At 42.8% G+C, this 26384-nt stretch carries 15 protein-coding genes and 1 pseudogene; 10 read left to right on the forward strand and 6 right to left on the reverse strand.

What is annotated here, in order from left to right; all coding sequences use genetic code 11:
* Positions 1–67: 67 nt before the first annotated feature.
* Both HWQ23_RS01040 and HWQ23_RS01045 read left to right on the forward strand, forming a co-directional pair.
* Positions 68–748 carry a baeRF3 domain-containing protein gene (locus HWQ23_RS01040; protein ID WP_292823034.1) on the forward strand — a complete coding sequence of 227 codons (681 nt, stop codon included), beginning with the start codon at positions 68–70 and terminating at the stop codon, positions 746–748.
* 50 nt (positions 749–798) lie between these two features.
* Positions 799–1641 (forward strand): hypothetical protein, encoded by an 843-nt coding sequence (locus HWQ23_RS01045; RefSeq protein WP_292822926.1) that lies wholly within the window; start codon positions 799–801, stop codon positions 1639–1641.
* A 110-nt stretch (positions 1642–1751) separates the two neighbouring features.
* On the opposite strand, the gene HWQ23_RS01050 is transcribed toward HWQ23_RS01045, so the two are convergent.
* Positions 1752–4115, reverse strand: coding sequence for a putative PEP-binding protein (locus tag HWQ23_RS01050; protein WP_292822927.1), 2364 nt, complete (start codon positions 4113–4115; stop codon positions 1752–1754).
* 594 nt (positions 4116–4709) lie between these two features.
* Between HWQ23_RS01050 and HWQ23_RS01055 the strand changes: the two genes are divergently transcribed.
* The gene (locus HWQ23_RS01055) at positions 4710–5168 is read left to right on the forward strand and encodes an MgtC/SapB family protein (RefSeq protein ID WP_292822928.1); all 459 of its coding nucleotides are present in this window, start codon (positions 4710–4712) and stop codon (positions 5166–5168) included.
* A gap of 353 nt (positions 5169–5521) precedes the next feature.
* Here the strand turns inward: HWQ23_RS01055 and HWQ23_RS01060 are convergent, their stop codons facing one another.
* The 3 genes from HWQ23_RS01060 to HWQ23_RS01070 form a co-directional block, all read right to left on the reverse strand.
* A complete protein-coding gene (locus HWQ23_RS01060) occupies positions 5522–6640 on the reverse strand; it encodes an acyltransferase family protein (protein ID WP_292822929.1) in 1119 nt (372 codons plus the stop codon).
* A gap of 178 nt (positions 6641–6818) precedes the next feature.
* On the reverse strand, positions 6819–7946 hold the full coding sequence (gene recF / locus HWQ23_RS01065) for a DNA replication/repair protein RecF (RefSeq protein ID WP_292822930.1): 1128 nt from the start codon (positions 7944–7946) through the stop codon (positions 6819–6821).
* Positions 7947–8202: 256 nt separating this feature from the next.
* Positions 8203–11061, reverse strand: coding sequence for a cation-translocating P-type ATPase (locus tag HWQ23_RS01070; RefSeq protein WP_292823035.1), 2859 nt, complete (start codon positions 11059–11061; stop codon positions 8203–8205).
* Between the two features lie 340 nt (positions 11062–11401).
* On the opposite strand from HWQ23_RS01070, the gene HWQ23_RS01075 reads away from it, so the two are divergent.
* The 3 genes from HWQ23_RS01075 to HWQ23_RS01085 are packed head-to-tail and all read left to right on the forward strand — an operon-like array spanning position 11402 to position 13485.
* Positions 11402–13069 (forward strand): transglutaminase-like domain-containing protein, encoded by a 1668-nt coding sequence (locus tag HWQ23_RS01075; RefSeq protein ID WP_292822931.1) that lies wholly within the window; start codon positions 11402–11404, stop codon positions 13067–13069.
* Entirely contained in the window at positions 13066–13233 is a 168-nt protein-coding gene (locus HWQ23_RS01080) for a hypothetical protein (protein ID WP_292822932.1), read from the forward strand. Before HWQ23_RS01075 ends, HWQ23_RS01080 begins: the two co-directional genes overlap by 4 nt.
* A gap of 24 nt (positions 13234–13257) precedes the next feature.
* Complete coding sequence (locus HWQ23_RS01085; protein ID WP_292822933.1) at positions 13258–13485, forward strand: hypothetical protein; 228 nt, start codon at positions 13258–13260, stop codon at positions 13483–13485.
* Here the strand turns inward: HWQ23_RS01085 and HWQ23_RS01090 are convergent.
* A complete protein-coding gene (locus HWQ23_RS01090) occupies positions 13448–14077 on the reverse strand; it encodes a DUF4126 domain-containing protein (RefSeq protein ID WP_292822934.1) in 630 nt (209 codons plus the stop codon). The two genes, HWQ23_RS01085 and HWQ23_RS01090, sit on opposite strands and share 38 nt — an antisense overlap.
* A 605-nt stretch (positions 14078–14682) precedes the next feature.
* Here HWQ23_RS01090 and metH point away from each other — a divergent pair.
* Positions 14683–18213, forward strand: a complete 3531-nt coding sequence (gene metH / locus HWQ23_RS01095) for a methionine synthase (RefSeq protein WP_292822935.1) — start codon at positions 14683–14685, stop codon at positions 18211–18213.
* A gap of 75 nt (positions 18214–18288) precedes the next feature.
* Here metH and HWQ23_RS01100 read toward each other — a convergent pair.
* A pseudogene (locus tag HWQ23_RS01100) lies at positions 18289–18465 on the reverse strand (IS5/IS1182 family transposase); the annotation flags it as partial.
* A gap of 233 nt (positions 18466–18698) precedes the next feature.
* On the opposite strand from HWQ23_RS01100, the gene HWQ23_RS01105 reads away from it, so the two are divergent.
* The 3 genes from HWQ23_RS01105 to hpsA all read left to right on the forward strand — a co-directional run bounded on the left by HWQ23_RS01105 (position 18699) and on the right by hpsA (position 26368).
* Positions 18699–20096 carry a glycosyltransferase gene (locus tag HWQ23_RS01105; RefSeq protein WP_292822936.1) on the forward strand — a complete coding sequence of 466 codons (1398 nt, stop codon included), beginning with the start codon at positions 18699–18701 and terminating at the stop codon, positions 20094–20096.
* Positions 20097–20201: 105 nt separating this feature from the next.
* Positions 20202–21044 carry a PIG-L deacetylase family protein gene (locus tag HWQ23_RS01110; RefSeq protein WP_292822937.1) on the forward strand — a complete coding sequence of 281 codons (843 nt, stop codon included), beginning with the start codon at positions 20202–20204 and terminating at the stop codon, positions 21042–21044.
* A gap of 593 nt (positions 21045–21637) precedes the next feature.
* Complete coding sequence (gene hpsA / locus HWQ23_RS01115) at positions 21638–26368, forward strand: hormogonium polysaccharide biosynthesis protein HpsA (RefSeq protein WP_292822938.1); 4731 nt, start codon at positions 21638–21640, stop codon at positions 26366–26368.
* The last annotated feature ends 16 nt before the right edge of the window (positions 26369–26384 follow it).

Consider the following 26384-nt stretch of genomic DNA (forward strand, 5'->3'; position numbering starts at 1 on the left):
AAAAATGCAGCGTTTATACCCGAATTTAACCTAGCAAAGTTAGCTTGGCAGACTACTAGATGAAGCTCTGCAAAGAGACGATACTGCTAAAGAAGGTCAGTTTCGCATCGCAACATCAAAAGGGGGAACCTCCAATACTTTTTCACAGCCAGGTACGTTTCACGGACAGGGAAGCCCTGACAGGGATAAACACCAAGAAGACATCCTCCAATTCTTTCAAACTGTCGATCGCGCATTACACGACAAACTGAAATTGCAAAAAGCGCCTTTGGTGCTGGCTGGGGTAGAGTATCTCTTACCTGTGTATAGACAAGCAAATACTTACCAGCATTTGATGGATGAAGCTATCACCGGGAATCCAGAAATTCTCAGCGCCCAAGAGTTACATGACCAAGCTTGGCCGATTGTCGAGGCTGATTTCCAAAAGTCACAGCAAGCAGTTTTGGAGCAATTTCACGAATTGTTTGGTGGTGATACTGGTAAAGCATCTAACAAGCTCGAAGAAGTTGTCTCAGCCGCTTATTACCAACGAGTGGATTCATTACTAGTTGCAGTTGGTCAGCAACAGTGGGGTTTATTCGATCCAACCTCAGAAACGGTTTATTTGCACCCAGAAAAAGAAACTGGTGATGAGGATTTGTTGGATTTTGTTGCTGCTCATACTTTATTAAACGGTGGCACGGTTTACGCTGTTCCCTTTGAAGAGATTCCATATAGTACAGCCGTTGCGGCAATTTACCGATATTGACATTTTGATGGTGTTGTATAAAGTTAACATTGCTATATACAACACCAACGATGATTAATATTCGCTCCTTTATCAGTCAATCTCTAATCGGTTTAACTCTTTTGAGTGCAACGGCTGTATTTACCCAGACTGCAACAGCAGAAACAATAACTGGGCAATCGGGGAATGTCCGAGCAGAAATATCCTACGAAAAACCAAAAGAATATCAGTATAAAAATGTGCGGCTGAAAATTATCCGGGCGGGTAAAACTGTTTTGGATCAAAAACTGCCGCAAGAAAATGAATATGACAGACCTGTGGGGAACATATCTGGACAAGAAAATAACTTACCAGTGCAAGACTTGGACGGTAACAAAGAACCAGAAATAATTGCCGATTTCTATACAGGTGGAGCGCACTGTTGTACTTATTCATTGATTTATCACTATGACAATAAATCCCAAAAGTATATTAAAATTCGTCATGAATGGGGCAATGGTGGCTATCGGCTCAGAGATTTAGACAAAGATGGACTGCCAGAGTTTGATAGTCAAGACGATCGCTTTGCCTATGCTTTTACAGCTTATGCTGGTTCTGGCTACCCCCTGCAAATTTGGCATTATCGCCAAGGGAAAATGGTTGATGTGACTCGTCGCTATCCTAAATTAATCTCCAATCATGCCTCAGAGCTATGGCAAACTTATACCCAGGTACGGCAACAAGGCGATGATGGCAAGGGCTTTTTAGCAGCTTATTTGGCAGATAAATATCTGATGGAGCAAGGACAAGATGGTTGGAAGCGAGTGCAGCAAGCTTACAAAAACAGCGAATCTCCTTCGGAGACGCTTCGCGATCGCACCAAATATTTCGCAGATTTACGGAAGTTTTTGCGCGAAACTGGCTACATTAAATAATTTGTAATTCGTAATTCGTAATTCGTAATTAAGTTTTGTGACGGGGATTTAGACCCCGACCCAAAACTTACCGGTTATTGAACCGGGGGACTTAAACCCACGGTACTCGGTTAAATAAAATTACTTTTTTCCTCTTTTAATTTACGTCGTGCAGCTTCTAAAATTAAGCGTTGTTCAGCACGAGCGATCGCCTGATATGTCCGCTCGACTGCTTCCGGTTCAACAGAAATAGAAGTTATGCCCCATTCCACTAACTTATCGATGATTTCGGGATAGAGGGCTGGTGCTTGACCGCAGATTGAACAAGGTATGCCGGCACTTTTAGCCATTTGGATGAGTTGAGCGATCGCACTCATAACTGCCGGATGACGTTCATTAAATACTTTTGCTAACTGTCCTTGTTCTCGATCCACTCCTAGCAGTAATTGGGTCAAGTCATTTGTACCAATAGAAATTCCAGCTGCACCTGCCTTAACATATTCTGGCAGTAAAAACAGTACACTTGGCACTTCTGCCATCATCCATAATTGAAACTGTGACACCTCAGTTAAAAGAGCTTGCTCAACTTTGCGACGGCAAAAGACAAATTCTTCCACAGTCCGCACAAAAGGCAACAGTAGGTTGACATTGCTGTAACCAGCTTGCTGCACACTCGCTAAAGCTTTCAGTTCCAACTCAAATACTGCGGGATTTTGTAAATAGCTAAAAGTGCCGCGTTCACCCAACATCGATTGTGTTGAAGATTGTAAACTATCACTCAATGATGTTAAATCTTGCGGCCAATCTAAAGAACGATAAAAAACTGGTCTTGGTGCAAAAGCACGGGCAAACTGCATAATCTGCTCAGACCATAGCTCTAACAATTCTGCCTGACGTCCGCCTAAAATCCAACTATTGGGATGTTGCCCAGACAATATATTTAGTACCATCAATTCTGAGCGCAACAATCCCACCCCATCTACAGGGAAGCTTTGCACTTGTTCTATTAAACTGGACTGACTCAAGTTAACCAGCAGTTGGGTAGCAATCATCGGTAGATGAGAGGTAACAGGAGGATGGGACGCTTTCGGGTTGGGGCGATGGGGGGAAAGAAGATTTTTTTCTCCCCCTTTTTCCATCTCCTCCTTTGAGTCTCCTTTGATCCGATAAACTTCTCCTCTGTCGCCATCGAGCAGCAGTCGTTCGCCAGTTTTGATTAAGCTTGTAGCAGATGTTGCGTTTACTACTGCTGCGATACCTAATTCTCTGGCAAGAATTGCAGCGTGGCTGGTTAATCCGCCTTGTTCAGTAATAATACCACCAAGTTGGTGCAGTAATGGTAGCCAATCAGGGGCGATCGCTGTTACTACTAAAATCACTCCCTTGGGTAATTGTTCGGGTTTCTGTTGCGGATTAATAATTACCAGGGCAGTAGCTACAACACGTCCCCCGGCTGCCCCTAGTCCCCTGATCAAGTGCCCGTGGGGAATTAGAGATTGGGGAGAACTAACTTGTGTGATGTACAGCTTGTCAGATGTAGTTTTCCCGGCGATAGTCCATTTAAAGGTAAAAGTTTTACCTAGTTCACTCACCAGTTGAGTTCCCAGAGCAATTATTTGTTGTAAGTATTCTTCTTGTAAAGCGTACTGTTTTTGTTGGGCTGGCTCAATTAGGTAAGTACTCAGACAACTGTGATCTGGTGTTAGCACTGAGTTCGGCAGAGCTTGCGAAAAAGCTTCAGGTGCGGCATGATCAACACCATAAGCCAGCATTTTATTGCCCAGCTGTTGCTCAAGCACAACCCCAGTTTCCTGTTGAATGTAGTAGACATCTGGCTGGACTTCGCCAAGAGCGATCGCAATTCCTAATCCCCAAGTAGCTTGAATTTCCCACCCAGAGGAGTTGGCTTTCAGCAAACCACTGGCGATCGCATTCTCAACAGGTTGCACCAAAACTGCGAGATTTATTTGTTGCAGGTCAATTCCGGCTCGCTGCCAATATAGTAGACTTCTAGCACGAAATATCTGGCTCCAGGTACGCTTTAATGCCAGTGCGATCGCTTCGGGTTCGCACTCGCAAAACACCGACTCCAGCAAACCAGATATATTCTTCATCCCTACCTTAGCAGTATCAACTGCTAAGGTAGGTCGAAGAATCAAACAGCCAGTTTGCCATTCTCTAGCTGCTTGGAAAATTGTACTCACCCACTGCTGTGGCACAGCCGCAGTCAGAATTTCTTGGCGCAAGCGACCAGCTACCTGCTGAAGTTGACGCCAATTAGCTACATTCAGGTGTAACGAAGAATAGGGTAAGTCAGCCACTAATGACTCTGAACTATTCAGATTTTCGAGAAATTGTCGCAAAATATCTGCCGAAACGACAAAACCAGGCACGACCGGATAGCCACGCTGCATGATTCTGCTCAAGTAAAACGCTTTGTCACCTACTTTGGCGCGGTCTTGTAGTTTAATTTGGTGTAGCCAGTATTTGTCCACTCAATTTGTTAGTGTCAGTTGTCTATTTGTAGCCACAGCTATTTCCTCGTGATAGGTTATCAGTCGTCAATCCCCTTAAGAGGAGTTTCCAGCATTTACATTTAAATTGCTAATTACACGATGTATTGCTGTAATTCGACTCGTTTATAAATCTAATTTTTTCCTTCATTCGCCTCCTTCACTGAAACCGGGGGTTTAGTTCTTTTACGAGATTGTAGATGGCGGTATCATAATTTAATTATTGAGTCTATGGCTTAAATCTAGCAATTTCAGGTAAAATATTATAGTTTAAGTGATTTTAAATAGCCAAAAAACTATTTAATAAAGTTAAAAGTCATGTCGTTTGCCCAGATTATGATTATTGTCATAATTTAAGAATGCAAACCTTAATTTATTATTCGTCAAAATAATATCTTCTGGGAAAATCATAAAAACCTCAAATATGATCTCGGCTATTAAATTACACCCGTTAAATTAGACTCCATCAATAAAAGATTAAAATATTTTTGCACTATTTTTATAAAAATATTACTAATTTAGTACACTGTGTACACAGTGTACTACTATATAAAATTATCTATACCAGATTAAGCATTGCCAAACACTTACTACCTTGCAACTAATGATTGGCTAAATATCAGCCTCAGGCTATGCCTTGCATTGGTTATTGGAGCAATTATCGGCTTAGAACGCCAAATTAGGGGCAAACCAGCAGGTTTAAGAACTCATATGCTCGTGAGTTTAGGTTCAGCCATGTTTACTCTCATAATTATCCAAACAGGTGGGCCACAGTCGAGTCATGATGCACTCAGCCGCGTGATTCAGGGGATTGCTGCCGGTGTGGGATTTCTCGGTGCTGGAGAAATTGTGCGCCAATCTACCCAAGAATCACAGCAGCTTAAAATTCACGGACTAACATCAGCAGCAGCTATTTGGGTTTCGGCTGCTTTGGGAATTGCTGCCGGCTGTGGTTTGTGGCAGTTAGGATTAATTGGTACTCTGCTGACTTTTCTGGTTCTCAACGTTTTTCAAAGGTTAGAAAAACGTGATTAGTCACACAATGCAAGGGTTTTAGATTGGAAAGACTAATCAAGTCACTAGCTCTGTTATTTAATTTTAGATTTGGGATTTTGAATCTTCTCTTCTTAGGCTCCGCCAACAATTTCATTATCCAAAACTTCAAAGCGTTCGACTGAGCGCTCACGCCGTACCCCTCCGGGGAAGCAAGCTACGCGTAGCGTTCCGCAGGAAAGTCTAAAATTCGGTCAATAACAGGCGATTAAAGTTTTAGGTTAATACATAAATTTTTAATCCCCTGATTTTTTTGCTAATAACGCTTGTAAATCGGCACCTTTTTAGGGAATTAAATAGCCCTGCTCTCAGCAAAGGCTGTCTTTTGTACCATATTATGCTTGGGAAAACTTTTTGCGTAGCCTTCCCAATGGCAACTCTATAAACTTGTGAATCATAAAGGCTAATCCAAAAGAAATTAATAGAGAAATTCCTGCTTGGAGAACTTTATCTAATTGGGGTAAATGCTTCCAAACAGCGAAAAGAACAGTGTAATGGACAAGGTACAAAGAGTAAGATAGCGCACCAAGAAAACGCATCCACTTTAAATTTAGCACTGCGAATAATCCCCAACTGGGAAAGCGAATAGCGGTAATAAAGACTGGGTATAAGGCAATTCCCTGTATAGTATAACGAATAGTTTGTCGAAACTCAGGTGAGCGAGATAGGCATGAAAAAAGAATCAAGATTATTCCGGCAGGCAGAAAGAAATACTTCCAGAGTTTATTAGAGTAATGTTGTTGTGTATCCAGCATTGGATTATTATTGACTGCCAATGCACAACCAAAGAGAATACTATCTATCCGGGTATCTGTTGAACAAAATACACGTAGTTCAGGTACTTCAAAACCATAAACTAGAATACACCGCCAAAGTAAGACAGCTAAACATAATCCCCAAAAAATTAGCATTTGTCTGCGTGAACTCACGCGCAGTTTACGTAGAGCTAGATAAAGCAGTGGAAAAAGTAAATAGAAGTGTTCTTCAACAGCGAGAGACCAATATACCCAACTACCGGCGACAAATCCATGGCCAAAAAAAATTCCATAGTAGTTGGTATAGTGCAAAGACTGAGCCAAGAAGGCTGGTAGGAGACTTTTTCCCGGAAGTAATCCTAAGATAGTTAAGCCAGCTCCTAACCCCAAAACTAGATAAAATGACGGCCAAATACGCAGGATTCGTCTTAGATAGAAGAATTTAAAATCAATAGTCTCATAGCGATCGTACTCTTGCCTGAGAAGAGTTGTAATTAAGTAACCACTGAGAAAGAAAAATACCGTTACGCCGAAACTTCCCGGAAAAGCCTTCGCAAGTCCTGTATGGGATAAAAAAACAACTATGAAAGCAAGAATTCTCATTCCATCAAGGGATGGTATATACATCTTTGAGTGTGCATTTACACCCAACGAAGCCTGTAGATTAGTTTCAGGCGAAGATGTTAAGGATTTTTCCACAAATCTTTGCTCCTTGACCGTGCGACAGAATAGTTTGTATTATTTAATACTCCCAAAAAATTCTATTCTCATGTAAGCAACCTGTCAAGGAAATAATAGTGGTTACAGCCTCCAAACAGGAATTGTTTGTATTAGCGCCCAAGCACCTGGAGGAAAAGCAGCAGATTTTCAACCGAAATTATGATAAATCTCGAATTATTTCTCCTGCTTTCACAAACAGAATTTGGGAAGACTTCAACCACTGGGAATCAAAAGAACCCAAGTGAGTGGTAGTAATCAGGGTTTGAAAGCGGTCTTGAATCGCATCCAGTAATTGATTTTGGCGGGATAGATCAAGTTCGGCAAGAACATCATCAAGTAATAGCAACGGTGGCTCTTTGACGACTTCTTCAATTAATTGTAATTCTGCTAATTTTAAGGCTAGAACCAGCGTTCGTTGTTGACCTTGAGAACCATATTGACGAGCGGGTGTTTGGTTAATAGTTAATTCTATTTCGTCTCGATGAGGGCCGACAAGGGTAGTGCCTTGGTGCATTTCAGCGATCGCTCGCTGCTGAATTTTTGCTAAAAAAGCTTGCTGCACTTCTTCTGGATGGTTATCCTCTAAAGGAATATTAGGCAAGTACTTAATTTGCAGAATTTCTGTACTGCCACTGATACTGCTGTGCCAAGCATTAGCAATGGGAGCTAGTCTTTGGATAGCGCGATCGCGTCGTCTAATTACCCTGGTTCCTATGGTAGCTAACTGTGCATCCCACACCGCTAGTTCTGAGCCTAGAGACGTTGCATTTAACGTCTCTACATGGCGCTTCAAAAAAGCATTGCGCTGGCGTAACACATGGTTATACTGCTGCAAAATGTGAGCATAAACTGGTTCGAGTTGAATTAAGAGTGTATCTAACCAGTTACGGCGACCTTCCGGGCCGCCGCGTACTAATTCTAAATCCAAGCTGGAAAACTGTACTGCATTGAGAACGCCGAGAAAATCCATTTGACGGCGGATAGATTCACCATTGAGAGCAACACTACGGCGACCATTGCGGCGTAGCGTTAAGGTCAGGTCACTAACGCCTGTTTGTCGCTCAAGGGTAGCATGAATTTGGGCTATGACTTCCCCTTCTTGAACTAAATCGCGATCGCGCCCCATTCGGTGCGATCGCAATGTCGCCAGCAACTCTACCGCCTCCAACAAATTCGACTTTCCCTGAGCGTTATTACCTACCAAAATCGTTTTGGCAGCAGTAAACTCAACCTTTTGGTCTTGATAATTGCGAAATTGTCGGAGGTTTAGAGTTTTGAGGTACATAAGTCAATTTTGGATTTTAAATTTTGGATTTTGGATTGAAGATAATAGGACTAACCTTTTCAAGGTGGGTAAAAATTTTGGTTAAGAAATTGCTCTTTAATCTCTTTACTCTGTGTTCTCTGCGCCTAATAAGGTTGAATAAATTACTTTTAAACCGCAGAGAGCGCTGAGAGAAAAAGGGATTTTACGAGTCAACTTGAAAGGGCTAGTTCTAGATAAATCTAAAATCTAAAATCTAAAATCTAAAATTTCCTTTTCACACGGCCTTCTTGCCCATAATCCGCAAAAATATCTTCTCCGCTTCAATCCAGACAAACATTAAGGCACTGAAGCCAATACAAACCCCCAACTCTTGCATATTCAGGTAATGAGTACCAAAGAAATCTCGCAGGGGCGGGACGTAAACTAGCATCAACTGCAAAATCGTGGTGACAACAACAGCCGCTAGTACAAATATATTGGAGAAGGGATTCATCTCGATAGTCAGTCGGTTGTTGGAGCGAATCGCGATCGCATGACCCATTTGGGCAATACACAAGGTAGTAAATACCATTGTTTTCCAAGTATCGCGATCGCCCTGATATTCTGGGGCATGGGTATGTTGATAAGCCCACCACATCAAGGCAATGGTGATAATCGCAAATATTATCCCAATGCGAATCATATAAGAACCCAATCCCCTAGCGAAAATACTTTCGCGGGGACTAAAAGGCGGACGTTGCATCACATCTGGTTCTGGAGGTTCCACAGCTAATGCCAAGGCTGGTAAACCGTCTGTCACCAAGTTCATCCAGAGAATTTGTAAGGGAGTCAAGGGAACGCCTCCCAAACCAATTAGGGGTGCGGCGGCAATTGTGAGAACTTCCCCAATGTTACTGCCCAAGATGTATTTGATAAAGCGGCGGATATTGGTGTAAACAACTCTGCCTTCTTTGGTGGCGCTGACAATGGTGGCGAAGTTATCATCAAGTAACACCATGTCGCTGGCTTCTTTACTGACATCAGTGCCAGTAATGCCCATTGCAATCCCGATATCAGCTTGTTTGAGGGCTGGGGCATCGTTGACACCATCGCCTGTCATCGCTACAAATCGACCTCGGCGTTGGAGTGCTTGGACAATTCGCAATTTGTGTTCTGGGGAAACCCTGGCATAGATGCTGACCAAATCAACATTTTCCTCTAATTCCTGGTCACTCATCCGTTGCAATTCTTGACCTGTGAGGACGCGATCGCCTTCTTGGGCAATTCCCAAATCGGTAGCGATCGCTCGTGCTGTTAATTGGTGGTCGCCAGTAATCATTACTGGGCGAATACCTGCATCCCGGCACTCTTGGACTGCTAACCTTACCTCTGGGCGTGGTGCATCTAGCATTCCTACCAATCCCAGCCACACCAAGCCTTGTTCGGATGTTTCATCGGAACGTTCCGGTGGGTTCTGCGCCAGGGGTTTGTAGGCAAAACCTAGCACCCGCAAACCTTTACTCGCCATTTGGTCATTTTCTGCCAAAATTTTCTGGCGTTGTTGTTCGGTCAAGGGGGCTGTGTCATTACCCAAATGAATCTGAGTCGAACGTGCCAAAATTAACTCTGGAGAACCTTTGGTAAACATTAAGTAAGGTTCAGATTGTAATAAACTAGCGATCGCTGGGTCAACGCCTCTCGAAGCCGCTTCAAGAGTTGCAACTTTCTGCACCTGAAAAATCACGCTCATCCGCTTGCGTTCCGAGGAAAAGGGGAACTCCCCAACGCGAGGTAACTTACTGTTCCACTGGTCTTTTTCGATTCCAGCTTTTGCCGCCAGTGTTAACAATGCCCCCTCTGTGGTATCTCCCAAAATCGCCCATTCACCTTGTTCTTTTTGCAACACTGAATCATTACAAAGGGCACAGGCGACTGACAACGCCGAGATTTCTGGAGACTCCTCTAGGGAAATTTTTTCACCATTTAACTGAAAGTCCCCTGTGGGAGCATAACCTTCGCCGGTGACGCGAAAAGTTTTGTTATTCGTGTAAACCGATTGCACCACCATTTTATTTTGAGTCAGGGTGCCGGTTTTATCAGAACAGATAGTAGTTACAGAACCCAATGTTTCCACTGCGGGCAATTTGCGAATCAAGGCATTCTGGCGCACCATTCGCTGGGTTCCCAGTGCCAGGGTGACAGTAATTACAGCTGGTAAACCTTCTGGCACCACAGCAACCGCCATACTCAAGGAAACTTCCAAGAGTTCTTGGATGTTTTTAAAACCTCCGTCCTTGATTACACCACCGACGACGACGATCGCCACGAGAATCAAAGAACCCGTAACCAGGACATTACCCAGTTGAGTCATTCGCTGCTGTAAAGGCGTAGGCTCACTTTCTACCGCCTGCAACATGGTGGCAATTTTGCCTAGTTCTGTTGTCATGCCGATGTTAGTCACCAGAACCTTCGCCCGTCCTTGGACTACTTCAGTTCCTTGATACACGACATTTAGGCGATCGCCTAAATCTGTTTCTGCTGGCAATTGTAGTGATGCCTGTTTATTTACCGCTTCGGCTTCACCAGTCAAGGCCGACTCACGCACTTGTAAATTCGATTGTTCTATCAAGCGGCCATCTGCGGCGATCTGCATCCCAGCTTCCAGCAGCATAACATCCCCTGGAACTAGTTCCTTGGCTGCTATCTCCACCTGTCTGGTGTCGCGGATCACTCGCACTATGGGAGAGGTCATTTTTTTCAGGGCTGCCAAGGCTTTTTCGGCACGGCTTTCTTGGACGTAGCCGAGTATGCCATTGAGGATGACAATTGCTAGAATAGCGATTGTATCTTTGAATGGCACTTCACCAGGCTTCAAATGCCCTGACTGCAAACGCATCAGGTCTAAAAACCCAGAAATCAGAGCTACGCCAATCAGCATCAACAACATAATGTTCTTGAACTGATCTAGGAGAATTTCCCAAGTACTACGGCCAGCAGTTTCTTGTAATTCATTGGGGCCGTATTTTTGCAACCTCTGTTGAATTTCTTGGGGTGTTAAGCCAGTGTTTGCATTACTATCAAGCAGGTCTAGCGCTTTATCAACTTCTAAACTATGCCAAACGGCGGCAGCTTCAGGCAGAGAATTAGCAGACATCGTGTAGGTCACAGCAAATGGTTACAAAATTCGATCATAATTTAGTGATGGCAGGAATTCCATCTTTTAAAGTTAGATTAAGGCAATCGCCCAGTTGGATGAATGTAAATATTATTTTTAAGATTTGTAAATTCCTCCTCTTTTGAGATAGTGTTATTGTTATTTATCACGAAAGAGTTTTTCGGAACAAATTTTACCGATAATTGTCAGTACCCCGCTTTAAACGTGGCGATTCCGGATCAAGCAATTGGCGTGACGGTGGTTAAAACCGCTCGCTTGAGTCATCTTTCTTCCTCCCTTACCTCAACGTGAGGGTTTTTTACACTTCCCACAAGGTTCTATGAGTTTTGCACTCCCCACGACCGCAAGCCATATGTTTGGGCAAAAAACAATTCGACCGCTTACTGCTGCTACCCTGTGTGGCATTGCTTTCATTAAAGATAAACTGATTGCCATTGACAGTATTAAAGGGCATCTACTGGAGATTGATCCCACCTCTGACAACAGCAAAATTCTCAATCCCCATCAAGTTAAAGAATTTACCGATGCCACTGGTCTAGCGGCGTGGTCAGATAGCCTGTGGGTGAGCCGAGAAAATAGTGTTTACTTGTGCAAGCTCAATGCTTTGGATCTGGAACATTTTGTGACATTGCCTTATCCTGCTGATGGCGTTGCTGTTTGGGAAACAACAGTTTATGTCAGTTGCCAAAGGCTGGGCTACATTCTGGTTTTTGATCGCGAAACCCGAAAAGAGATTACCAAATTTTATGCCCCTGGAGTTGGGATAGAGAATTTGGCAGTGAGTCAAGAAATGCTGTGGATTTGCGATCGCACCGAACAATCAGTTTACGCGATGGATAGGGCGACAGGAGAAGTTCAATTCAGTGTCCTGACACCCTTTGAATGTCCCACAGGCATAGCGATACATAAAAATGGCGAAACAGGCAAAGAAAGTATTTACGTCGCTTACGCCTCAGAGGAGGCTTATATTCGGGACAACCCAAATGCTGATCCGAGTCATGAGCTAACATTCCGCGATCGCACTTTTATTCACCCTTTGTATTATCATTACCAGCCAGATAAGCGCTACGCCCTTTCTAATGGCTATCTGATTGAAATGTCCTATGCTGAGGAAATCGCTCCCTTAGACGAGGTTTATTTACCTGAGGTTGAATGGCGCATCGCCCTACCATCCGAAACTGAGCGTCAAAAGGTGAAACACGTTGAACCCATTGGTATACCCTTTACCGAAGAAGTGATTGAGGGGCAACGTGTAGCAGTCTTTAAATTTGATTCTCTTGCCCCAGGAGAACGGCATATATTTGGCTGGAAAGCACTTTTGGAAGTTCGCGGGATTAAGTATCGCATCACACCCAGAGATGTAGAAAATATCCCTGAACTGTCAAGAGAATTAGAAACACGCTACCTAGTGGATGACGACGATTTAGCAATGGATACTACCATTGTTCGCCGTGCCGCCAGAGAAGGGATTGGTTCTGAAACCAATGTGCTGCGAAAAATGCACAGCATCCGCAACTACGTCTACGATCAGTTATCATACGGTATTAAACCTTACATTGACACGCCAGATATAGTTTTAGAACGGGGCGTTGGTTCCTGTGGCGAATATGTCGGCGTCTTACTTGCCCTATCCCGTTTAAATGGTATCCCCTGTCGCACCGTAGGTAGGTACAAATGTCCTGCCCATAGTGACTTACAAGGTGTGCCGCTACAACCCGACTTTAATCATGTTTGGCTGGAGTTCTACGTCCCGAATTTTGGCTGGTTGCCAATGGAATCAAATCCTGACGATGTGGCTGAAGGTGGGCCTTATCCGACGCGCTTTTTTATGGGCTTATGCTGGTATCACATTGAAATTGGCAAAGGTATCACCTTTGAAACCGTGACAAGTCAAGGTGCGCGGCTAACCAAAGAAGATATCCCCATCGGTGATTTGGCAATTAATCATATTCGGTTTACGATTCTTAAAGAATTGCCGCCCTTTTGAATTTCTTCGATTTATTGAGCCAGTTTTCTAGAGCCTCAGCGATCGTATCGCTGAGGTTTTTATCTTTGAGAGTCGCTACGACTACAACCTATAATAGCGATGTCTACGACGGGCTACGCCACCACCAACGCTTAATAGCGATCGTCTCTGATGAGATACATTGAATATAGTTAGCAGTCGGCAATTCGATGAATATTCGTCAAGAACTTCTAAGTTTGATTGAACAACTGAATGATGAGCAGTTATCAGCATTGCTTGATTTAGCTCTTTCTTTCAAGAATGGCGAAAAACCGGTTAATTCTGCTGTTGAATCTCAGGCTTATCAGGATTGGGTAAGCCCTGAAAATGATATTTACGACGAAGTATTTGCTGATGAACTTACCCCAATTCTCTTGATGGAGAGACGGTTTCGTTAGTTTGAGAAGATGGTTTATTCAAGAAGAAATTCCAGAGTCTTGGAATAGCTATTATTAGAAAACCAATCACAATCACTCCTGCTAACACTGGTAAAGCTAGCGCCAGCACAGATAGTCCGATTGCGATCGCCAACTCAATGGTTGACACAACTGGATTGGTTAATCCACCTGAAACGCCTGTAGAACTTATCCGCAATATATTCGTTAATCCCTGAGTTAATCCTGCGGTTCCACCACCAGCAATTAAAGCTAACGTCCATTGCGCCAATGGATTCATCTCTGGAGCAACAGATGCTGTTACGATTGTCCCAGTGATAAATGCCGCAGGTGTGGCAACAATATCCAGCAGATGATCCAACCAAGGAATGTAATAACCGATAATTTCTAGTAAACAAGCGACTGCAAATACAATTACAGCTTGAGGTGTTTCCAGCCAATCAAAGTTAGTCGGCAAATCTAAATGTCCAAAAACTGAAGCCACACTCAATGTTAGCAGTGGTACAAATACTCGAAAGCCAGCCGCCGCGCTCAAACTAATCCCCAGTAATAATTCAATAAATGTATTTAGATTGAACAAAGAATTTAAATCCATAGTAAGACTCAAGTTATACTCCTGGTGTTTTTTCCATCTTTGAGCTGAACGGAGTAACAACTCTAAGCTGTGATCCTAAGATAAGAAACTTGGCGAAAATATTTCATCTGACTATGTGTAGAATCAGTGAAACCCCACCTGTGTCAATACTGCGTAGGTTTTGCCTAAAAAATAACTCCAAAGTAGGTTGCGTTTCGTTCCTCAGTGAATTACCCCCCTTAATCCCCCCTTATAAAGGGGGGAAATAGAAAATTTTGTTCCCTCCCCTTTATAAGGTCCGGGTTAGGGTGGGGTAAAACCTTGTTTAATCAGCTATTTCAGACTTGTGTGTAAACCGTAGGCTTGCGGGGAGGGGAAATAAAGCGCAGCTTTGGCTCTTTGGGGTTCTTCGAGTTTAATAACCAATCAAGCGACACGACATGAGGACGCTTTTGCATAATTCTATCATCGCCAATCTTGATAAATCAGGTCAAAATGAGCCAATGGTGAGTTTCAGCAAAACAGACTTTATTAAAAGGTGCCAAAAATATCATAATTTTGGAAAATAATAAAGTAAGTCGAGTATCACATGACTCACTTGATATCCTCATTTCTTCTAGGAAAATATGACTCATTCTTTCCTTGAACGCCTACGTAGTCCAGATAGACCAGTCCTCGTCTTCGACGGGGCAATGGGAACCAACTTACAAACGCAAAACTTGACTGCTGAAGACTTCGGCGGCCCACAGTATGAAGGCTGTAACGAATACTTAGTCCACACGAAACCCGAAGCTGTTGCTAAGGTTCACCGTGACTTTCTCGCTGCTGGTGCAGATGTGATTGAAACCGATACCTTTGGCAGTACGTCCCTGGTGCTGGCAGAATATGACTTGGCAGACCAAGCCTACTACCTCAGCAAGACAGCCGCAGAATTGGCCAAGCGTGTGGCTGCGGAATTTTCCACGCCAGAAAAACCCCGGTTTGTGGCTGGTTCCATCGGCCCCACAACGAAACTTCCTACCTTGGGACATATTGACTTTGATACCATGAAAGCTACTTTTGCTGAACAAGCAGAAGCGCTGTGGGATGGTGGTGTCGATTTATTTCTGGTGGAAACTTGCCAAGATGTGCTGCAAATTAAAGCGGCGCTAAATGGAATTGAAGAAGTGTTTGCCAAAAAAGGCGATCGCCGGCCGTTGATGGTGTCTGTGACAATGGAAAGCATGGGCACAATGTTGGTAGGTTCAGAAATCAGCGCGGTGGTGACAATTCTGGAACATTACCCAATAGATATTCTCGGTCTAAACTGCGCTACAGGCCCAGACTTGATGAAACCACATATCAAGTATCTGGCAGAACATTCACCTTTCATCGTTTCCTGTATTCCCAACGCGGGTTTACCTGAAAACGTCGGTGGTCAAGCGCACTACCGCCTGACACCGTTAGAATTACGGATGTCATTGATGCATTTTGTTGAAGATTTGGGTGTCCAAGTGATCGGGGGTTGCTGTGGGACGCGTCCAGAACACATTCAACAATTGGCAGAACTTGCTAAAGACTTGAAGCCAAAAGTTAGACATCCTAGCTTAGAACCAGCAGCAGCATCAATTTACACCACTCAGCCTTACGATCAAGATAATTCCTTCTTGATTGTTGGTGAACGTCTCAACGCCAGTGGTTCCAAGAAGTGCCGTGATTTGCTAAATGCAGAAGATTGGGATGGACTCGTTTCAATGGCGAGGGCGCAAGTAAAAGAAGGCGCACACATCCTTGATGTCAATGTCGATTATGTCGGACGCGACGGCGTGCGGGATATGCACGAATTAGTTTCGCGCATTGTGAATAATGTGACACTGCCTTTAATGCTTGACTCCACCGAATGGGAAAAAATGGAGGCAGGTTTAAAAGTTGCCGGTGGTAAGTGTTTGCTGAACTCCACCAACTACGAAGATGGAGAACCGCGCTTTTTGAAGGTGCTGGAGTTAGCGAAGAAGTACGGTGCTGGTGTAGTCATTGGTACTATTGATGAAGATGGGATGGCGCGGACAGCAGACAAAAAGTTTGCGATCGCACAACGCGCATACCGTCAAGCTGTAGAATATGGCATAACTCCCACAGAAATATTTTTTGATACCCTCGCGTTACCGATTTCCACCGGGATTGAAGAAGACCGAGAAAACGGCAAGGCGACAATTGAATCCATCCGGCGAATTCGTCAAGAATTGCCTGGATGTCATGTAATTTTGGGTGTTTCCAATATTTCCTTTGGCTTGAATCCAGCCTCGCGGATGGTGCTGAACTCAGTGTTTTTGCACGAGGCGACGACGGCGGGAATGGATGCAGCCATTGTCAGCGCTAACAAGATTTTACCGCTCTCCAAGATTGAGGAGCGCCATCAAGAAATTTGTCGCCAGTTGATTTATGACGAGCGGAAGTTTGATGGTAACGTCTGCGTGTATGATCCCTTGGGAGAGCTTACCACAGTATTTGCTGGGGTGACAACTAAGCGCGATCGCTCCTTAGATGAAAGTCTCCCCATCCCAGAACGTCTCAAACGCCATATCATCGACGGCGAACGCATTGGCTTAGAAGAACATCTCACAAAAGCCTTAGAAGAATATCCCCCCTTAGAAATTATCAACACCTTCCTGCTAGATGGCATGAAAGTTGTCGGGGAATTATTCGGTTCTGGACAAATGCAGCTACCCTTCGTCTTGCAATCTGCGGAAACCATGAAAGCGGCGGTGGCGTATTTAGAACCGTTCATGGAAAAATCAGAATCTGGCAACAATGGTAAGGGAACCTTTATCATTGCCACAGTCAAAGGTGATGTCCACGACATTGGTAAAAATTTGGTGGATATCATCTTGTCCAACAACGGCTACAAGGTGATTAATCTGGGAATTAAACAGCCAGTGGAAAACATCATCAAAGCTTACGAACAGCACAAAGCTGATTGTATAGCCATGAGTGGTTTGCTGGTGAAATCCACCGCTTTCATGAAAGAGAACTTGGAGATATTCAACGAAAAGGGAATTAGTGTACCTGTGATATTAGGTGGTGCAGCGCTGACTCCCAAATTTGTGCATGAAGATTGCCAAAAAACCTACAAAGGTAAAGTTGTTTATGGCAAAGATGCCTTTTCTGACTTGCACTTCATGGATAAATTAATGCCAGCAAAAGCTACTGGTAACTGGGAAGATTTGCAGGGATTTTTGAACGAAGTCGAAACTGCTGAAGTTTCGACAAATGGTCACAAAGAATCAGTAACTACAACTGCCGAAAAAACAGTATCTGCTGAACCAAAAGAAGTAGATACAAGACGTTCGGATGCAGTAGCGATAGATATTGAACGCCCAACACCGCCTTTCTGGGGAACCAAGTTATTGCAGCCTATTGATATTCCCATCGAGGAAATATTTTGGCACTTGGATTTACAAGCTTTAATTGCTGGACAGTGGCAATTCCGCAAACCAAAGGAACAATCTAAGGAAGAATATCAGGCTTTCTTAGCTGAGAAAGTTTACCCAGTTTTGGAAACTTGGAAACAGCGAATTATTGAAGAGAATCTGTTGCATCCGCAGGTGATTTATGGTTATTTCCCTTGTCAAGCTGAGGGGAATTCTCTACATATATATGACTCAGAGAACCAATCACAACAGGTTGCAACTTTTGAGTTTCCTAGACAAAAGTCTTTAAGGCGGCTGTGCATAGCAGATTACTTTGCACCGAAGGAATCGGGAATTATTGATGTCTTCCCAATGCAGGCGGTGACTGTGGGTGAAATTGCCACAGAGTTCGCCCAAAAGCTGTTTGCTGCCAATCAATACACCGATTATCTGTATTTCCACGGTATGGCAGTGCAGGTAGCGGAGGCGATCGCTGAGTGGACACACGCCAGAATTCGCCGGGAGTTAGGTTTCACTGCTGAAGAACCCGACAATATTCGGGATATATTGGCACAACGCTATCGTGGCTCACGGTATAGTTTTGGGTATCCAGCTTGCCCGAATATCCAAGACCAGTATAAGCAACTGGAGTTATTGCAGACTGACAGAATTAACTTGTATATGGATGAAAGTGAACAACTTTATCCAGAACAATCTACCACTGCAATTATTGCTTACCACCCGTTAGCAAAATACTTTAGTGCTTAATCTATATCTCCTCTCCTTAATAAAGAGAGCTGTTAGTACTTAATCCATATCCCCTCTTCTTAATAAGGAGAGGGGTAAACCAACAGTACTATCCTTGAATACCGTTGCTAACTCCCTTTGAAAGTCTGGGTCAAATAATTCGTGTCGTACTAGCCTCAAAAATACAAACAACTTAGCTTTGCGTATACGTTTCGCTACTTTTTCTTCTTTGCTTGACAGTTCTATTGGAGGTTCCCAGATCAATGGACGCATAGCTTGCACTCCTCATACCTTATTCTCCTATAAATTAGCCTCTGCAAAAACTATACATCTTGTCAACTACTTCTACTGGACTGGCGCTCTAGCTGTGCCCCACTAAGAAGCGACTGTATTTAACCCAATTGAGAACCTCTATGGTTCTTACTGAAGCATAGCTATTATTGGGTAATTCATAATACAGCGCGTAAAATAGCAAGAGCAGATTTACTGTCTTGGAGACTCCTATTATGAAAGTAATTCAAGCTCTTGCTCGTTATTTCCCAGATAAATGTGGTGGTATTCAAGTAAACCTCACCGAGTTACTGCCAGAATTGCGATGCCTATGGCGGGCGGAGCCATCGCTCTTAGCTTTGGCGGAGCCTACGCATGATATTGATATCCAGATAGCAGCAGCTAGTAACGGTTCCCAAAAAGAAGAAACTTATAAATATAACGACGTAGAAGTTTATCGATATCCTGTATTTCCTGCACCCAAAACAGAACCAAATCATGGACAATTCCCGCATGGTAAATTTGAGTATTTCGCTAATTGGTTAACTAACCAAAAAGCAGACATATATCATCAGCACCATTGGGAAGTATATTGTGGTTTGCCTCATTTGCGATTAGCTAAAGAATTAGGCATGGCAACAGTGTTGACAGTACACTATGCCATACCCATTTGCCAGCGAACTACTTTGATGTTCAATGGACAACAGGCTTGTGATGGCAAAATAGATGTGGTGCGTTGTTCCCAGTGTGCTGATACTTTGAGCAAAAAGCTACCTGCTGCAATGGTCAATAGTTTGAGTCATTTGCCCTTGGATCTTTTAGGGAGAGTGCAATTGCCTGTAAGTGCCTATCTTCCAGCCTCAGTAGACGATGGTAATCTGGGAAGGTTTGTCCGTCCTTTTGTCGTGCCTGGTTATGTTGCTGCCCGAAAAAAAAGCTTGCTAAAAATGGCAAAATATGCTGACCGCATTGTGACAGTGTGTGATTGGCTTTATAAAGCTCTACTCATCAACGGCATACCTGAAGAAAAACTCATTCTCTCTCGACATGGAATTTCTTATACTGCACAAGAAAAATTACCACAGACAAAACAGCAATCAGACCCTTTAAAAGTAGTTTTTTTAGGACGCTGGGATATATATAAGGGTATCGAAATTTTAGTACAGGCAGTTAAAGATTTACCGCCTCTTGTCAAGATTGAGTTGGTCATTTATGGAATAACGCAGGATGAACGATATCGCCAAAAAATCTTTAATTTGATAGCAAACGATCCTCGGATTCGTGTGAATAAACAACTACCAAGAGAAGAACTCCCCCAAACTCTAGCTAACTATGACTTACTGGCTGTACCTTCCCAATGCTTGGAAACTGGGCCTTTGGTTGTATTAGAAGCCCACTCTCTATCTGTACCTGTTATCGGCTCTAACTTGGGGGGTATTGCTGAACTTGTTAGACATGGCATTGATGGTTGGTTAGTGACTGCTAACGATACTAAAGCTTGGAGTGAAGCTCTTGAGAGATTAGCAACTGATACTAATTTACTGTGGAAATTGCGCCAAGGTATTAAACCTGTTCGTACAGTAAATATGCAGGCAGCAGAGTTAGCAGCCATATATAAAAACCTACAACGGTAGTTTCTTTTTCTAGGTAGATAAATCAGAATAAAATATAACTCACGAGTCAATATTGTAGAGATGAATGAAACCGATTTTCAGAGATGCAATAAAGGAATGAAGAGAATGCTGAACGTCAAACATTTCCTTCATCGAGTACAAAACAAGATTTGGCGACTATACAATCATAAATTGCCAGAGTTTCTGAGTAGCGTGCAGTTTCTTTGGCTATTGCATATTGGTAGTAAGCCAATGAAAGTTAATCAGAAATCTGCAATGATAATTGCACCACACCAGGATGATGAAGTTTTGGGGTGTGGTGGTTTGATTAGACTCAAGCGAGAACAAAATGTGCCAGTCCAGATTGTTTTTGTCACGGATGGAGCAGCAAGTCATGGCAAACATCCCAAATTTCAATCTGGTGAAATAGTTCCAATTCGTAAGCAGGAAGCGCTTTGTGCTTTAAGCATCTTAGGTGTAGACAAGAGCCAAATTTACTTTCTCGACAAACCAGATAGTCAGCTTCAATATCTAGATGCAAGCAAGCGCCAACAAACAATTGAACAACTTGCTCAACTCTTGAAATCCTTCCAGCCTGGGGAGGTTTATGTGACTCACCGCCAAGACCGCATTAAAGACCACGAAGTAACTTATGAATTACTGCTAGCGGCGATTCAATACTCTGAAATAGAGGTTGATATTTTCCAGTACCCTATTTGGATTCTCTGGAAATCTTTACTCTTCCGTGACCTGAAACTAGGTGAATTAGCATCTGCTTACCGTATATCTATCCATTCTGTTCAAAGTAAGAAGATGGAGGCGCTTGAAGCCTATCGTTCTCAGTGCTTACCTATTGATGCTGAAACTTCTGCTGTACTAAAGCCTGGTTTCCTGCGGCGATTTCTCGTACCGTATGAAATTTTTTTCAAGCCAACTTCTATGTTGTCAAATCAATATCCTAATAGATAGTCTGTACAAACGACTGTGTAATTCAGCTATTGACTATTAAACTTAATTAGTGCGTATTTGCTTGATATTCAAAATATTTACTCTGCCGCCTCCTCACTACAGCTAGATTTTAAAGTTTTCATATTATTTTGCCCATAACTGATATTTTTGCTTTAACAGGTGGGTACTATAACTTTAGTATGCTGACAATATGTTCATAAAGCTATCTTTGGATGAAATAGATTTCTACAATTTTAGTTTTAAATCATACTATTTCTCTATGAAAGAGAGCTTAATTCGCCTGTGAATGCAGGTTTTGTTTCTGTGACATAAGTCTTCTATAGAAGGATAAATTTTTATTTCATAAGCAAGCAGAAATTAAAGGATTTTTAAAATTTCAGTATTCTTCGGTATTTACTAAAAATGAACCCATGATATAAATTTAATAGATCAGATTTATTAATGTACTACTGCATTTTTAACAATGTTCACAGAGGTTGATTTTTATGAAAGTCAAAAGTCTCACCTTTAATTAAAATCTACATAATAGGCTGAGTCAACTATAAAACCAATATCTTCAAATCTGGAAACAAACATTTGACAGGGAAGCTTCTATGTCTATAAAACGCAAGTTATTCAAGGCAGTAAGATTTTATTTTAAAAAACTTACATACCAGTTTTTATCTATAATAAAAAAGCAAATGGTTTGGCTACTAAAAACCATTTTTACCACAAATAGAAGACGTGGTAGCGGAAATGCTGGGTTTTTGTTGCCGACAGTGGCGATGGTATCTTTAGTTGTTGTTCTGTTAACAACTGCGATTTTATTTCGGTCTTTTGAGCGCTCAAAAAATGCTAGTAATGTCCGCGTGAATCAGGCTGTACTTAACGCCGCAGCACCAGCCCTTGACAGAGCAAGAGCAAAATTAGACAAGCTATTTGCTGACAGCCGACTACCACGAGCCGTACCTTCAGATAAAGTTTTAGAGGATACCTTAAGTAATACTGCTAATTTACCTGAATTTACTTTTGGAGACGAAACTCCATTAAAAGTACATTATAACTATACAACTGTACCAACAGGAGAAAGTCAGCCAGCAGATATGGCAACTGCATGGATGTTCCCCATTGATACAAATAACAATGGGAAATTTGACTCCTATACTCTTTATGGAATTTACTTCCGAACTCCGCCTATAACTAGTGGCACATACAGCCGCCCTAGAAATCCTCTAGAGGCAAGAACTCCGCCCATGACTTCTGGTAGTGTAAGCAGCAGTTGTAAAAATATTGTGGCGACAAGTGCTGCTTTGGTGGGGAGTACGGGCTGGGTTAGTATTGCTAGTCAGCTCCAAAAAAGCTTTTTTGTCTATACTGCTAATGTTCCTATCACTATTCAACCAACCACTGCTAATGATCCAGGTAATAATTACGAAACTTTTAAAGGGAATAAAGGTTTTTCAAGTTTAGAGTATCAACAAGACCGTGTACAAGTACCGCTAGTTAACAATGCGGTGGTTTATAACGATGATATAGACATTACCCCTGGTCCCGCATTTAACCTAAATGGACGGATCTTGACTAATAGTAACTTGCTGACTGGTGACAATAATGTGAGACTTTATCAGGTTAGTAGTGTAAATTCCTGTTTCTATAATGAGGACAATGCCAAAATTATTGTAGGTGGCAATTTAGGAGCTGGTGGTTTCACTAGTACTGGAGGTAACGGTACTGGAAGTAACGGTACTCTAGTGGATTTATTCAAAGGACAAGGAGTTACTCCTAGTCAAAATGGTAATACTAGCGCTAACACATCAGTCACTGAGGGATCGAATAATATTGCCTACAATAGCCTAGCTTATGCACAGCGTATCAATCTTTTGGTGCTAGCACAAACGGCTAAGGCTGCATCTACTGACCCACAGGAAGTTCAAGATGCCATTACACAGCAACTACAACTATTAAATCTAACTACAGCTACTGCCAGTGCAGCGCAACTATCCACTGTCCGTAATAACCAGTTAGTACTTTACTTTCAACAACGTACCCGCCGTGTACCCTATGGTGAAGTTGGTTTTGGTGGAGATGCAATAATAAATCCTACAACTAGTATAGATTATACGACTACTACAGTCTTACAAGGAAGTGGTCAGTCACTGCGTCCACAAGACACTTGGGTTTATCCGTTTCTTGCTAGTGATGGTAAAACTAAAACTAATTATTCCAAGTTAACACTTAACATTAGTAGTTCTAAGCTGCTACCTGGTGCTACACAACCAACTAAGCAGCAAACAGATGGTAAAGAAACATTCGTCGGCGATCGCATTTTGCTTGGCAATAACCTACCTGCATTGTGGTGGAACGGAACGACATTTGTTGGTGGGGATACTACTACAGATACCCAAAATATTAAAGATGTTAACTGGGATAGTGGAAGTGGAACTCGCACTCGCAGCAGTCGTGTACAGCAACTAGCTGATTTAGGAACTGTTGACCGAGATGGAGATTGGGAATCAGCAGCAGCCACAGTACCAACTACTGTCGGCGCTCCTGTGGGTGGTTTACGGGTAGTCACTGGTGCAGGGATTTATTTACCTCCACTTTTTACTGTTAGTAGTACCCAAGCTGCTTTGAACCTTGCGGCGGCAGCTACAAATAGAATTTGGTCAGATATGATGCCCGTGCCTAATACTCTTGCTAGTGGCATTAATCCAGATACTTACAACACTAATATAGTATTACCCAATCTTCTTTATACGCCGTATTTACGGATGCGGGCTACAGCTGTTTATCACTACCAAGCGAGTGGCTACAGTGCGATAAACCCTAAACCTATTGCTTGTATAAGTAGCTTCTACGACCCTACAAATAGCACTACAGCTAAGAACCTTGCAACTCTTCCATATAACGGCAGTACGGGTGGCAACTCCCATAATGGTATTGTCTACGCAGCTCCAACAAAGGCTGTTTCTGACTATTCAGCTTTACTAAAATACCAAGCTAATTTAATGTATCCCAATGGGCGGTTGGTAAATCCAACACTGAACACCGCTATGGGGCTAGTCGCTGCCTCTGGGACACTCACAATCTCAGAGCAGTCTGCTATTGATGCTTCTATTTGTGCCATCCAAATATTAGATGGTACTATCGGTTCTCCAAGTATTAGCGTCATCCCTCACGGCGCAATTTCCGAAAACGCTTTTTTAGATGCGAGACAGATTAAGGCAATTCATAAAGATGTATCAACTGGTGTAGAAACATTCACCAACGCTGATGGTGTAAATGGAAATGGAACTGGGACATCAACGCTTTGTTACTTTCAATATCCCTGTACTATTGCAACTGGGACACCAGCAAACGTACCAAATCCATCTACTGGTTCCACGGCTCCAGACTATGAACTCGCCAAAGAAACCCGCCAACCTCTGGAAATTCGCGCCACTGTATTAGACTATAATGCGCTGCGGAAAAAACCATATGGCACAGCAACACCACAAGAATACTTAATTCCCAATAGCGGTATTATCTACGCTACTCGTGATGATGCACTGCCAGATTTGAGTTATGCTGCTGGAATTGTAGCAGCAGATACAGCAACACAAATACAAACAAAAAAAGATACTCAAAAATCACAAAGCCCAGTAGATTATAAACTTGACCCAACTCGCCGTCCCAACGCCATTATGTTGATCAACGGCGACCCCACCAACAACCCCAACGGAAGCATCTGGCGTGTTCAGGCTTACACAGATGCAGAAAAAGGCTTGGTTCTAGCTTCTAACTTGCCTGTATATGTTCTAGGCAACTTTAATAAACATACCCAAGAAGAGTTTATAACAGGTCTAGCTGTTGATTTGGGCAATTTTTACTCTCGCTCAGACCTTAATCCAAACTTTGCTTGTCGTACTGGTGATCCTAGACTAATCACATCTTGCACCACTGGGGACGCATGGCGACCTGCCAGCGTATTGTCAGATGCGATCACACTTCTTTCTACTACCTACAAGACGGGTTATCGCAGCGATGGAGACTATGACCTGAATAATAACTTGGGGGATAACACTTCTATTACCGCATTTAAGAACAATGGGTTTGCTTTTGTCAATAGTAATACTGTCGTTACTACCAACAACAGTAATGTCGTCAATGCTCTCTGGTATGACAGCGCTAATAGTGACTTGCCCCTTTCCACTAAAAACAGTTCTTACCTCAATAACCTTGTTACACCCATCCAGCGAAGGAGATCAGCCCCAGAGTATTTAATGGAAGTCTGTCAGAAACTACCTGTTTCAGCTTGCAATTCGGGTAATGATTGGTGGGTAACACTACCTGGTGATGCTACATATCCATTAGGTGTAAAAGCCTCGGATGCTACTAACTCTCTCGGCCTTACATTTGACATTACTAAGCACAAGGCTGGTACAACAGCAGTTTCACCCAATGCCAGTTATCTGAACTATCCTCGCCGTGTTGCCTTTCTCCGTAGTACAACATCTGGAGCTACATATGGACAACTCATGCCTGATGCTAATACTAAACCAATCATTATAGGTATCAAAGGTGGGAAAATAACTCAATTCCCACTGAGTACTTTTGATACCAGTAGGCCAGATTCTAGAGCTGATGCTCTATGGTTTTTAACAACTTCATCAACCGATGATTCTACTACCAATGATAATTTTCCCCCAATATTTTTACCAACAACTACAGGTACAACAAACCAACCAGCTTTATTGCCAATGTTACAAATTCAAGTGGCTTTCGGCACTAATCAAAATATATCTTATGACGCTGGCAAAGTCGGTGCTGGCGGTCAACAGGGTAGTTACTGGATGCAAAATGCACCAACTAATGGTACCACCTTTAACTTAGTCGCAGCAGGGGGAGACACCCCAGCTCGTCCTACAGAAGATAATGGTGGTTTACACAACTTTGTCCGCCTCTTAGAAAATTGGAACCCAACTGGAGGGTCAAACGATGCTTTTCCAGCTATAATTAACGGCTCTTTTATCCAAAGAACTCGTAGTGCCTATGCTACTGCACCACTTGTAGCATACTTAAATGGCTCATCTCTCGCACAATATCCAATCTCTAATTCTAGTGGTCAAGTACCTTTTTACATAGCTCCTAAACGACAGTGGGGTTATGATGTCGCCTTGCTGTCACAATCACCAGACGCATTTTCACAAAAGTTAGCGATAACGCCAACTAACAAACCCAATGAGTACTTCCGGGAAGTTGGTCGAGATGATACATGGGTGCAAACGTTGTTATGTGCCAAAAAAGCCTCAGACAGTACTTATGCCGTCGATGCCGATCAACGTCCTCCCTCTGGCTGTAGTTAATCTTTAATTCTTAGAA

Source organism: Nostoc sp. JL33 (assembly GCF_017114985.1).
In the GTDB taxonomy this organism is placed as follows: domain Bacteria; phylum Cyanobacteriota; class Cyanobacteriia; order Cyanobacteriales; family Nostocaceae; genus Nostoc.